The sequence below is a fragment of the Vibrio fluminensis genome, from assembly GCF_015278125.1.
In the GTDB taxonomy this organism is placed as follows: domain Bacteria; phylum Pseudomonadota; class Gammaproteobacteria; order Enterobacterales; family Vibrionaceae; genus Vibrio; species Vibrio fluminensis.
In genome coordinates this window covers 1-11,887 of the sequence record NZ_JADILO010000020.1, presented here as the reverse complement: position 1 = coordinate 11,887, position 11,887 = coordinate 1, and the positions used below count along the sequence as shown (strand labels likewise).

General features: G+C 45.8%; 9 protein-coding genes. All 9 read left to right on the top strand.

The window, feature by feature from the left end:
- Window positions 1-23 precede the first annotated feature (23 nt).
- Window positions 24-2,426 (top strand): outer membrane protein assembly factor BamA, encoded by a 2,403-nt coding sequence (bamA, locus tag IRQ95_RS13815; protein ID WP_194437481.1) that lies wholly within the window; start codon window positions 24-26, stop codon window positions 2,424-2,426.
- Window positions 2,427-2,441: 15 nt separating this feature from the next.
- A complete protein-coding gene (locus tag IRQ95_RS13810; protein WP_194437480.1) occupies window positions 2,442-2,951 on the top strand; it encodes an OmpH family outer membrane protein in 510 nt (169 codons plus the stop codon).
- Window positions 2,952-2,957: 6 nt separating this feature from the next.
- A complete protein-coding gene (gene lpxD / locus IRQ95_RS13805) occupies window positions 2,958-3,989 on the top strand; it encodes a UDP-3-O-(3-hydroxymyristoyl)glucosamine N-acyltransferase (protein WP_194437479.1) in 1,032 nt (343 codons plus the stop codon).
- Window positions 3,990-4,135: 146 nt separating this feature from the next.
- Window positions 4,136-4,588, top strand: coding sequence for a 3-hydroxyacyl-ACP dehydratase FabZ (fabZ, locus tag IRQ95_RS13800; protein WP_194437478.1), 453 nt, complete (start codon window positions 4,136-4,138; stop codon window positions 4,586-4,588).
- Between the two features lie 3 nt (window positions 4,589-4,591).
- Entirely contained in the window at window positions 4,592-5,380 is a 789-nt protein-coding gene (gene lpxA, locus IRQ95_RS13795) for an acyl-ACP--UDP-N-acetylglucosamine O-acyltransferase (protein WP_194437477.1), read from the top strand.
- An 82-nt stretch (window positions 5,381-5,462) separates the two neighbouring features.
- Window positions 5,463-6,614, top strand: coding sequence for a lipid-A-disaccharide synthase (lpxB, locus tag IRQ95_RS13790; RefSeq protein ID WP_194437476.1), 1,152 nt, complete (start codon window positions 5,463-5,465; stop codon window positions 6,612-6,614).
- Window positions 6,611-7,231, top strand: a complete 621-nt coding sequence (gene rnhB / locus IRQ95_RS13785) for a ribonuclease HII (protein ID WP_194437475.1) — start codon at window positions 6,611-6,613, stop codon at window positions 7,229-7,231. The genes lpxB and rnhB overlap by 4 nt, the downstream gene beginning before the upstream one ends.
- A 43-nt stretch (window positions 7,232-7,274) precedes the next feature.
- A complete protein-coding gene (gene dnaE, locus IRQ95_RS13780; RefSeq protein WP_194437474.1) occupies window positions 7,275-10,754 on the top strand; it encodes a DNA polymerase III subunit alpha in 3,480 nt (1,159 codons plus the stop codon).
- Window positions 10,755-10,791: 37 nt separating this feature from the next.
- Window positions 10,792-11,751, top strand: a complete 960-nt coding sequence (accA, locus tag IRQ95_RS13775; protein WP_194437473.1) for an acetyl-CoA carboxylase carboxyl transferase subunit alpha — start codon at window positions 10,792-10,794, stop codon at window positions 11,749-11,751.
- The last annotated feature ends 136 nt before the right edge of the window (window positions 11,752-11,887 follow it).

Below are 11,887 nucleotides of genomic sequence, written 5' to 3'. Positions count from 1 at the left end.
AGTAAGGAATAACTAAAACAAATATGGCGATGAAAAAAATTCTGTTGGCAACACTTTTGGCAACCAGCGTTTCAGCAAACGCAGCAGAAAGTTTTGTAGTGCAAGATATCCAAATCGATGGCTTACAACGTGTAACGCTTGGTGCGGCACTATTGAAAATGCCTATTCGTATCGGTGACACCGTTAGTAATCAAGACGTGGCGGAAATTATCCGAGCTCTTTATTCAACCGGTAACTTTGAAGACATTAAGGTGTCTCGAGATAACAACGTTTTAATGGTTCAAGTCACTGAACGACCAACAATCTCGACGATTTCGTTCTCAGGCAACAGTGCGATAAAAGATGAGCAGTTACAACAGAACTTGGATGCGTCAGGTATTCGAGTTGGTGAAGCGCTCGATCGTACGACCTTGTCAAACATCGAGAAAGGCTTAGAAGACTTTTACTACAGTGTGGGTAAATACAATGCAACAGTACAGGCCGTAATTACGCCTTTACCACGCAACCGTACTGACTTGAAGTTTGTTTTTACTGAAGGTGTATCGGCTAAGATTCAACAAATCAACTTTATCGGTAATAAGGTATTTACTGATGATGAGCTGATGTCGCGCTTCAATCTTAATGCGAACGTATCTTGGTGGAATTTCCTTTCAGATGATAAATACCAAAAACAAGTATTGGCCGGCGATATTGAAGCGTTGCGTACCTACTACCTTGAGCGTGGTTATTTAAAATTCCAAGTTGTTTCAACGCAAGTTTCTATTTCACCAGATAAAAAAGGTGTTTATATCACTTTGATTATCGACGAAGGTGAACAGTACACGGTTGAGGGCGTTAAGTTCCGCGGTGACCTTATTGGTAAAGAAGCTGAATTTGAACGCTTGGTAACATTTGAACCTGGTGAGGTTTATAAAGGTTCAGCGGTTACTTCATTAGAAGAAGGTGTGAAACGCGTCTTAGGCGAGGCGGGGTATGCCTATCCTCAAGTTCGCACTATTCCTGAGTTTAATGAAGAAACCAAGCAAGTTTCATTAGTTGTTAACGTTGACCCTGGCCAACGTGTTTACGTGCGTGATATCCGCTTTGTTGGCAACAATGCAACCAAAGATGAAGTATTGCGCCGTGAAATGCGCCAAATGGAAGGCAGCTGGCTTAACTCTAAAGCGATCGAAACCAGTAAAGGGCGCTTAAATCGTCTTGGCTTCTTTGAAACTGTTGATGTACAAACGGTTCGTGTGCCTGGTAGTGACGATCAAGTTGATCTTGTTTACAAGGTGAAAGAGGCGAACTCTGGCAGCATTAACTTTGGTGTTGGCTACGGTACAGAGTCGGGAATCAGTTTCCAAGTTGGTCTGCAACAAGATAACTTTGCTGGTACTGGTAATCGCGTTGGTATCAGTGCGATGATGAACGATTACTCGAAAAACCTAACGTTAGAGTATCGCGACCCATATTGGAACCTTGATGGTGTAAGCCTTGGCGGTAAAGTTTTCTACAACACCTTTGAAGCGTCTGAAGCGGGTATTGTCGACTACACCAACGAAAGTTATGGCGCCAACTTAACTTGGGGTTTCCCATTTGATGAGTTAAATCGTTTCGAATTTGGTATTGGCTATACTCATAACAAGATTGGTAATGTACCGACCTACGATCAAGCTGCATTATTCGCAGAGAGTATTGGTCAGGCGGAAGGCGATATTGTAACCAATGATTTTGATATCAATCTATCATGGACACGCAATAACCTAAACCGTGGTTACTTCCCAACGGCAGGTAACTACCAACGTGCCTCTTACATGATGACCGTACCAGGCTCTGACGCGAAGTACTTTAAGCTTCAGTATGATGTAAGAAATTACATTCCGCTGACTAAGAAGCATGACTTCTCGTTGTTGATGCGTGGTCGTTTGGGGTATGGTAACGGTTATGGTAAGACGGATGGCAACGATAACTTGTTCCCATTCTACGAAAACTACTATGCGGGTGGCTTTACCTCATTGCGTGGTTTTGGCTCGAATAGTGTAGGCCCTCGTGCGGTATACACCGATCGCAGTGGCAGTTGTGGTAACAATGGTTGTACGACTGCAACAGATGACTCAGTAGGTGGTAACGCGGTGGCGCTTGCGAGCCTAGAGTTGATTTTCCCAACGCCATTCGCTTCTGAAGAGGTTCGTAGTCAAATTCGAACCAGTGCCTTTGTTGATGCTGCGAGTGTTTGGGATACGGAATTCGTATTCCGTGATGGTGTGGATGAAAAGTACTACTATGACTATTCTGATCCAATGAACTATCGCGCCTCTTACGGTGTAGCACTGCAGTGGATGTCGCCAATGGGACCACTGGTATTCTCGGTTGCGAAACCAATTGAAATTTATGAAGGTGACGACGAAGAATTCTTCACTTTCACTATCGGTAGAACCTTCTAATTAAAGGACTTTAAAGTGAATAAAACAATTAAAGCGGCTGGTCTTGGCCTTTTGGTAATGACATCTTCTCTGTTCGCTCACGCGGCAGAAGCTGCACAGAAAATTGCGTACGTTAATACAGCACAAGTATTCCAAGAGCTTCCTCAACGTGAAGCGGTGCTGCAACAAATGCAGAAAGAGTTCAAAGACAAAGCCGATGAATTAAAAGCGATTCAAGCGGAAGCAAGAACTAAGATTGAAAAGCTGAAGCGTGATGGCGAGCTACTTGGTCAAGATGAAGTTGAAAAAATCCGTATTGAGATTGGTCAACTTGACAGCAAATACAAAGTAAAAGCGCAAGCCCTAGAGCAAGCGTCTGCTCGTCGTGAAGCACAAGAAAAAGCGAAGCTTTTCCAACTGATTCAAAAAGCAGTAAAAGAAGTAGCAGAGAAGAAAGGCTACGATATAGTTATCGATATCACAGCTCTTCAATACTCAAAACCTGAGTACAACATCTCTGAAGACGTAATCAAATCACTAAAATAGACGTTTATGAAGACACTGACATTAGCCGAATTGGCAACAATTACCGGGGGCGAGCTACATGGTGACGCCGCAGCGACTGTAACCATGGTTGCGCCAATGGATAAAGCACAGCAAGGTCACGTAACCTTCCTGTCTAATCCAAAGTACGCAAAGCACTTAGCTGAGTGTCAAGCAACAATAGTTATGGTGAAAGGCGCTCAATTAGAGCAGTGTCAAGGCAATGCTTTGGTTGTCGATGACCCATATGTCGCTTTTGCTAAAGTGGCGCAAGCGTTAGACTCGACACCGAAAGCGGCATCAACTATTGCGCCTTCAGCGGTCATCGCTGTAACAGCGACAATTGGTGCTAATGTGTCGGTTGGTGCGAATGCGGTAATCGAAGAGGGTGTCGAGCTTGGTGACAATGTTGTGATTGGCGCGGGTTGTTTTATTGGCAAACATGCTAAGATCGGCAACAATACTCAGCTTTGGGCCAATGTTAGTATTTATCATCAGGTTGAGATGGGCAGCGACTGTCTAGTTCAATCTAACACAGTGATCGGCAGTGATGGCTTTGGCTACGCGAATGAAAAAGGCGAGTGGATTAAAATCCCTCAGCTTGGCACTGTTCGCATTGGTAACCGTGTCGAAATTGGTGCGTGTACCACAATTGACCGTGGTGCGTTAGATGACACTGTGATTGCGGATAACGTGATTATTGATAACCAAATCCAAATCGCTCATAACGTAGAGATCGGATATGGTACAGCGATGGCTGGTGGTACAATTGTCGCTGGTAGTACCAAAATAGGTAAGTACTGCATTATCGGTGGCGCGAGCGTAATTAATGGCCATATTGAAATCGTTGATGGTGTAACCATTACTGGTATGGGTATGGTGATGCGTGGTATCGACGAAAAAGGTATGTACTCATCAGGTATCCCACTTCAAACAAATAAAGAGTGGCGCAAAACTGCAACACGCGTACACCGCATTGATGAAATGAACAAACGTCTCAAGGCTGTTGAAAAACAGTTAGAAGAGAAAACGGAATCTTAATTCCGTTTCTAAAAAAAGACTCGCAAAGGGCGGGTCTTTTTTGTCTATATACTTCTATGCGGCTTGATCTACATAGCAACAGTCGCATACTTGGGTATAATGCCTGCCAGAAAAATGAATTTAGCATTCAAAATAGGAATATGACTTTGAATACAGAAAAGAAAACGATGAATATTACTGAGATTCAGGAATTGCTACCTCATCGCTACCCATTCTTATTAATTGATCGCGTAACAGATTTCCAAGAAGCGAAATACTTAACCGCGATCAAGAACGTTTCTGTAAATGAACCTCAATTTACTGGTCATTTCCCACAACTTCCTGTATTTCCTGGTGTATTGATCCTTGAAGCGATGGCTCAAGCAACAGGTTTGTTGGCATTCAAATCATTTGGTGCACCGTCAGGTAACGAGCTTTACTACTTTGCTAGCGTAGATAACGCAAAATTCCGCAAGCCAGTCACGCCTGGCGATCAGTTAGTGATTGAAGTTGAGTTTGTGAAGGAGCGTCGTGGTATCGCTGCGTTCTCATGCTCAGCGAAAGTGGATGGCGACGTAGTATGTTCTGCTGACCTTAAGTGTGCTCGTCGAGAGTTTTAATTTATGATTCATGAAACTGCTCAAATCCACCCGATGGCGGTGGTTGAAGAAGGTGCAAAAATCGGTGCTAACGTTACCGTTGGCCCATTCACTTACATCACTTCTAATGTAGAAATTGGTGAAGGCACTGAAATCATGTCGCACGTTGTGATCAAAGGTCACACGACGATTGGTAAAGATAATCGTATCTTCCCACACGCAGTGATTGGCGAAGAGAACCAAGACAAGAAATACGGCGGTGAAGACACCACGGTTGTGATTGGCGATCGTAATGTGATTCGTGAAGCGGTACAGATCCACCGTGGTACGGTACAAGACAAAGCGACCACTGTGATTGGCAATGATAACCTGCTGTGTGTGAACGCACACGTTGCGCACGATGTTATTGTTGGTAACCATACTCACATTGGTAACAATGCGATTCTTGGTGGTCACGTGACAGTCGGTGATTACGCGGGTGTTATGGCACTGTCTGCAATTCACCCATTCTGTACTGTTGGTGCTTATGCCTACATTGGTGGTTGCTCTGCAGTTGTGCAAGATGTATTACCGTATGTACTGGCTCAAGGTAACCACGCTTCACCATTTGGTCTAAACCTAGTGGGGCTAAAACGTAACGGTTTTGAGAAACCAGAGTTGCGTGCACTGCAAAAAGTGTACAAAGAGATTTACCGTTCAGGTAAGACTCTAGAAGAAGTAAAACCAGTTTTGGCGGAGATGGCGCAAGAATGGGCATCAATCGAGCCAATGTTGAAGATGCTTGAATCCACAGAACGTGGCATTATTCGCTAAGCGATTGAGCTCTAATTAGTATCAAAAGATCGCAGTGATGAACTGCGATCTTTTTGTGTTTTTAAGCTGGGGAAAATTTACGATGGAAAGACCGCTGAGAATTGGTATCGTCGCTGGTGAATTATCCGGTGATACCTTAGGTGAAGGGTTTATCAAAGCCATTAAACAGCAATACCCTGACGCAGAATTTGTTGGCATCGGTGGTCCAAAAATGATTGCTCAAGGCTGCGAATCTCTGTTCGATATGGAAGAGTTGTCTGTAATGGGCTTGGTGGAAGTGCTTGGTCGCTTACCACGCTTACTAAAAGTCAAAGCTGAATTGGTCAAATACTTCACCACCAATCCACCAGATGTCTTTGTCGGAATTGACGCTCCAGATTTTAATCTTCGCCTAGAGCTCGATCTAAAAAATGCGGGTATTAAAACCGTTCATTACGTGAGTCCATCAGTATGGGCATGGCGTCAAAAGCGCATTTTTGGTATTGCCAAGGCAACCAACTTAGTTTTGGCGTTTTTGCCATTTGAAAAAGCGTTCTACGATAAGTTCGATGTACCGTGTGAGTTTATAGGTCACACCTTGGCTGATGCGATTCCTTTGGAATCCGCTAAAGCCCCCGCCCGTGAACTGCTTGGCTTAGAGCAAGATAAACGTTGGTTAGCAGTGCTGCCCGGCAGTCGGGGTGGTGAGCTTAAAATGTTGGCTGAGCCATTTATTCAAGCGTGTAAATTATTGCACGCTAAAGATCCAGAGCTTGGTTTTGTCGTTGCATTAGTCAATCAAAAGCGTCGTGAGCAGTTTGAAGCTGCGTGGCAAGAGTTTGCTCCAGAGCTGGAGTTTAAGCTGATTGACGATACGGCTAAGAATGTCATTACTGCTTCTGATGCGGTTATGCTGGCCTCTGGCACTGTCGCGTTAGAATGTATGTTAATTAAGCGACCAATGGTGGTTGGCTATCGCGTCAATGCGATCACTGCCTTTATTGCTCGTCGCCTTGTCAAAACCAAATACGTCTCTTTGCCTAATATTCTGGCCGATCAAGAGTTGGTTAAAGAGTACTTGCTGGAAGAGTGCACCCCAGACAATTTAGCGGCAGAGGTGGAGCGTTTACTCGGCGCACATGGCGAAGCTATGGTGAGTAAATTTACCGAGATGCACCATTGGATCCGTAAAGATGCGGATCAGCAAGCGGCCAAAGCGGTATTAAACCTAATTGAAATGAATAAAGCAGTATGACGAAAGAAAAAAAAGAATTACCACCATTTGAGTACCCGCAGGGCTATCAATTGATTGCTGGTGTTGATGAAGTGGGCCGTGGGCCTCTGGTCGGCGATGTGGTGACTGCCGCAGTAATCCTTGACCCTAATAACCCAATTGAAGGGTTGAACGACTCTAAGAAGCTCAGCGAGAAAAAGCGTTTAGCACTATTGCCTGAAATTAAAGACAAGGCGCTGGCTTGGTCTGTTGGTCGCTGTTCTCCAGAAGAGATCGACGAGCTGAATATTTTACAAGCCACTATGGTGGCGATGCAGCGCGCGATTGCAGGTCTGCACGTGCAACCGGATTTGGCCCTGATTGATGGCAATCGCTGCCCACAGTTGCCAATGGATTCTCTTGCGGTCGTGAAAGGCGATTTACGCGTGGCTGAAATCAGTGCTGCCTCGATTATTGCCAAGGTTGTGCGTGACCAAGAGATGGAAGAATTGGATAAGCAATATCCTCAGTTTGGCTTTGCCAAGCATAAAGGTTATCCAACCAAAGCGCACTTTGAAGCCATTGAGCAACATGGTGTGATAGAACAGCATCGTAAAAGCTTTAAACCAGTAAAAAAAGCACTCGGACTCGAAGAGTAATCGCGTAGAATAGTCAGTTAAGCGTCAAAGCCGGAAAGTATTAATGTCAGATCCAAAGTTTATTCACCTTCGTGTTCACAGTGATTTCTCCATGGTGGATGGCCTATCCAAAGTGCCACCGCTTGTGAAGAAAGTTGCCGAAATGGGCATGCCTGCCATGGCATTAACCGATTTCACTAACTTGTGTGGCTTGGTGAAGTTCTATGGCACAGCCCATGGTTGCGGCGTAAAGCCAATTATTGGCGCTGACTTTGCTATGCAAATTCCTGAGTTTGGCGATGAGTTGGTCAAACTGACGGTATTGGCGGCTGATAATGTCGGCTATAAGAATCTTACTTTACTGATCTCTAAAGCTTATCTGCGTGGCCACGTGCAACATCAACCGGTTATCGACCGCGAGTGGTTGGTCGATCTGGCTGAAGGCTTGATCTTGATCTCCGGTGGTAAGAGCGGTGATGTGGGCAAAGCCTTGTTGAAAGGCAACAAAAAGTTGGTGGATCAATGTGTCGATTTCTATCAGCAACATTTTGCTGATCGCTACTACCTTGAACTGACCCGCACGGGACGTGCTGACGAAGAGAGTTATCTGCACTTTGCGTTGGAACTGGCTCTGGAAAAAGATCTCCCTGTCGTGGCGACAAACGATGTGGTTTTTCTCAATGAAGAGCTGTTTGATGCCCATGAAATCCGTGTGGCAATTCACGATGGTTACACACTGGAAGACCCCCGTCGTCCGAAGAACTACAGCCCTCAGCAATATCTGCGTAGTGAAGAGGAAATGTGTGAGCTGTTTGCCGACATTCCAGAAGCATTAGAAAACAGTGTTGAGATTGCTAAGCGTTGTAATGTCACGGTTCGCCTTGGCGAATACTTCCTTCCTGCCTTCCCTACTGAAGGCATGGAAGAGACCGAATTCTTGGTGATGAAATCACGAGAGGGTCTGGAAGATCGTCTTGAATTTTTGTTTCCTGATGAAGAAGTGCGCCTACAGCGTCGCCCCGAGTACGATGAGCGTCTCGAAATTGAACTGGAAGTAATCAATAACATGGGCTTCCCGGGTTACTTCTTGATCGTAATGGAATTTATCCAGTGGTCAAAAGATAATGACATTCCGGTTGGCCCTGGTCGTGGTTCGGGTGCGGGTTCGTTGGTGGCGTATGCCCTTAAAATCACAGATTTGGATCCACTTGAATACGACTTACTATTCGAACGTTTCTTGAACCCAGAACGTGTATCCATGCCCGATTTCGACGTCGACTTCTGTATGGATAAACGTGACAAAGTGATTGATCACGTCGCTGAAATGTACGGTCGTGATGCGGTATCGCAGATCATTACTTTTGGTACCATGGCGGCTAAAGCGGTTATTCGTGATGTGGGTCGTGTACTAGGTCACCCATTTGGCTTCGTTGACCGAATTTCAAAACTCGTGCCGCCTGATCCTGGTATGACGCTAGAGAAAGCGTTTGCAGCCGAGCCTGCTCTTCCGGATCTTTATGCCGCTGATGAGGAAGTCAAAGAGCTGATCGACATGTGTCGTATCCTTGAAGGCTGTACGCGAAACGCGGGTAAACACGCTGGTGGTGTGGTTATCTCGCCAACGACCATTACAGATTTTGCGCCTATTTATGCCGATGCAGAAGGCCATTTCCCTGTTACTCAGTTTGATAAAAATGACGTCGAAACGGCGGGTCTGGTTAAGTTTGACTTCTTAGGTCTGCGTACCTTAACCATCATTGACTGGGCATTGGGTTTGATTAACCCGCGTCTTGAGCGTAACGGTGAAGCCCCCGTACGTATTGAGTCGATTCCGTTGCAAGATGAAGCTTCATTCCGCGTGCTGCAAAACTCGGAAACTACTGCGGTATTCCAGCTTGAATCGCGCGGCATGAAGGAGCTGATCAAACGTCTGCAACCAGACTGTTTTGAAGATATTATCGCACTGGTAGCGCTTTTCCGTCCGGGCCCACTACAATCGGGCATGGTGGATAACTTTATCGACCGTAAGCACGGACGCGAAGCGATCTCTTATCCTGATGAAAAGTGGCAACACGAGTCATTGAAAGAGATCCTCGATCCAACCTATGGCATCATTCTATACCAAGAACAGGTAATGCAGATCGCCCAGGTACTGTCTGGCTACACCCTAGGTGGGGCAGATATGCTGCGTCGTGCAATGGGTAAGAAAAAGCCGGAAGAAATGGCCAAACAACGTGCCACCTTTGAAGAGGGTGCGGTGAAAAATGGCGTCGACGGCGAGTTGGCGATGAAGATCTTCGACTTGGTAGAGAAGTTCGCTGGCTACGGCTTTAACAAATCGCACTCAGCCGCTTACGCGCTGGTGTCTTACCAAACGTTATGGCTTAAGACCCATTATCCAGCAGAATTTATGGCGGCAGTAATGACTGCCGATATGGATAACACCGAGAAAGTCGTTGGTCTGGTCGACGAATGCCTTCGCATGAAGCTCAAAGTATTGCCACCGGATATTAACTCAGGTCTATACCGTTTTAACGTTGATGATGACGGTGCAATTGTATACGGTATTGGGGCGATAAAAGGCGTCGGTGAAGGTCCGATTGAAGCGATCTTAGCGGCACGTAATAAAGACGGACATTTTAAAGACTTATTCGATTTCTGTGCGCGTATCGATCTTAAGAAGGTCAATAAACGCGTAATCGAAAAGCTGATTTATGCCGGTGCACTCGATAGACTAGGTCCACATAGAGCGGCTTTAATGGCATCACTTAATGATGCAGTTAAAGCGGCGAGCCAACATCACCAAGCTGAAGCATTTGGTCAGTCTGATTTGTTTGGCGTGTTGACCGAAGCGCCAGAAGAGGTTGAGCACAAATACACCAAAGTGCCACCATGGCCAGAAAAAGTATGGCTAGAGGGTGAGCGAGAAACGCTTGGTCTTTATCTGACGGGTCACCCAATTAACGCCTATATCAAGGAACTGGGCAAGTACACCAGTTGTCGACTAAAAGATGCGACTCCAACCCGACGTGATCAGTCGGTGACGATTTCGGGGCTGGTAATCGCTTCGCGAGTGATGACGACCAAACGTGGTACACGTATCGGTATTATGACGCTTGATGATCGTAGTGGTCGCATGGAAGTGATGTTGTTCTCGGATGCGCTAGAAAGGTATGCAGAACTGCTTGAAAACGATAAAATTCTGGTAGTTTCTGGACAGGTCAGCTTTGATGATTTTAATGGTGGCCTTAAAATGACCGCGCGCGAGGTAATGGACCTTGGCGCTGCGCGTGAAAAATACGCACGCGGTCTCTCTGTTTCGATAAGCGAATCGCAAATCGACAGCCAATTTTTTGAGCGCTTTAGTTCGATACTAGAGCCTCATCGAGCAGGAACAATTCCTGTTCACGTTTATTACCAACGTCAAGATGCCAGAGCGCGTTTGACTATGGGTACAGAGTGGCGAGTAACGCCAAGTGATGCTCTATTAGATGATTTAAAACAGTTGCTTGGTTCTGACCAAGTAGAACTCGAATTTAACTAAATTTGGTACACGTTGCCGAATCAAAAAGGATCGATAGATGAGCCTAAACTTTCTAGAATTTGAAAAGCCTATCGCAGAACTTGAAGCTAAGATTGAAGCTCTACGCGACGTATCACGTCATGGTGGCGAGGCTGGTGTCGATCTCGACAAAGAGATTGAGCAACTAGAGAAGAAAAGCCTAGAACTTAAAAAGAAAACGTTCAGTGATTTAGGTGCTTGGGAAACGGCTCAATTAGCTCGTCACCCACAGCGTCCTTACACACTAGATTACATCGACCATATTTTTACAGAGTTTGATGAATTAGCCGGTGACCGTCACTACGCAGACGACAAAGCGATCGTGGGCGGTATGGCGCGTCTAGAAGGTCGTCCAGTGATGATCATTGGTCACCAAAAAGGTCGTGAAACCAAAGAGAAAGTGAAACGTAACTTTGGTATGCCAAAGCCAGAAGGTTACCGCAAAGCGCTGCGTCTAATGCAAATGGCAGAGCGTTTTAACATGCCTATCATTACCTTTATCGACACGGCCGGTGCATACCCAGGTGTTGGTGCCGAAGAGCGTGGTCAATCTGAAGCAATCGCAACAAACCTTAAAGTGATGGCTGGTCTTAAAGTGCCAGTGATCTGTAACGTGGTTGGTGAAGGTGGTTCAGGTGGTGCACTAGCGATTGGTGTCGGTGACTACGTAAACATGCTGCAATACTCAACCTACTCAGTTATTTCACCAGAAGGTTGTGCATCAATCCTATGGCGTGATTCAGATAAAGCGCCGCAAGCCGCAGAAGCAATGGGTCTAATCGCTCCGCGTCTAAAAGAGCTAGAGCTAATCGATGAGATCATCGAAGAGCCACTAGGTGGCGCGCATCGTAACCACAAGCAAATGGCAGCAAACATGAAGCAAACACTGCTTCGTCAGCTTGATGAGCTTGAGCAGTTTGATGATGAAGCGCTGATGGCGCGCCGTTATCAACGTCTTATGAATTACGGTTACTGCTGATCCCTGCCTACTCAGTATTACAGCGTTGTTGACGGGCGCTCGAAAACCTCATCACATAGTATGACTATGCTCAGAGGCTTTTCTCGCTGGTCGCCTAGCTGTAATCCCGATTAGTTTGGGATAGCGAGTTAAAAAT

Coding starts and splice junctions, on each gene's coding strand:
- accA (WP_194437473.1), top strand. CDS start 10,792: ATGAGCCTAAACTTTCTAGAATTTGAAAAGCCTATCGCAGAACTTGAA.
- lpxB (WP_194437476.1), top strand. CDS start 5,463: ATGGAAAGACCGCTGAGAATTGGTATCGTCGCTGGTGAATTATCCGGT.
- rnhB (WP_194437475.1), top strand. CDS start 6,611: ATGACGAAAGAAAAAAAAGAATTACCACCATTTGAGTACCCGCAGGGC.
- lpxA (WP_194437477.1), top strand. CDS start 4,592: ATGATTCATGAAACTGCTCAAATCCACCCGATGGCGGTGGTTGAAGAA.
- bamA (WP_194437481.1), top strand. CDS start 24: ATGGCGATGAAAAAAATTCTGTTGGCAACACTTTTGGCAACCAGCGTT.
- lpxD (WP_194437479.1), top strand. CDS start 2,958: ATGAAGACACTGACATTAGCCGAATTGGCAACAATTACCGGGGGCGAG.
- dnaE (WP_194437474.1), top strand. CDS start 7,275: ATGTCAGATCCAAAGTTTATTCACCTTCGTGTTCACAGTGATTTCTCC.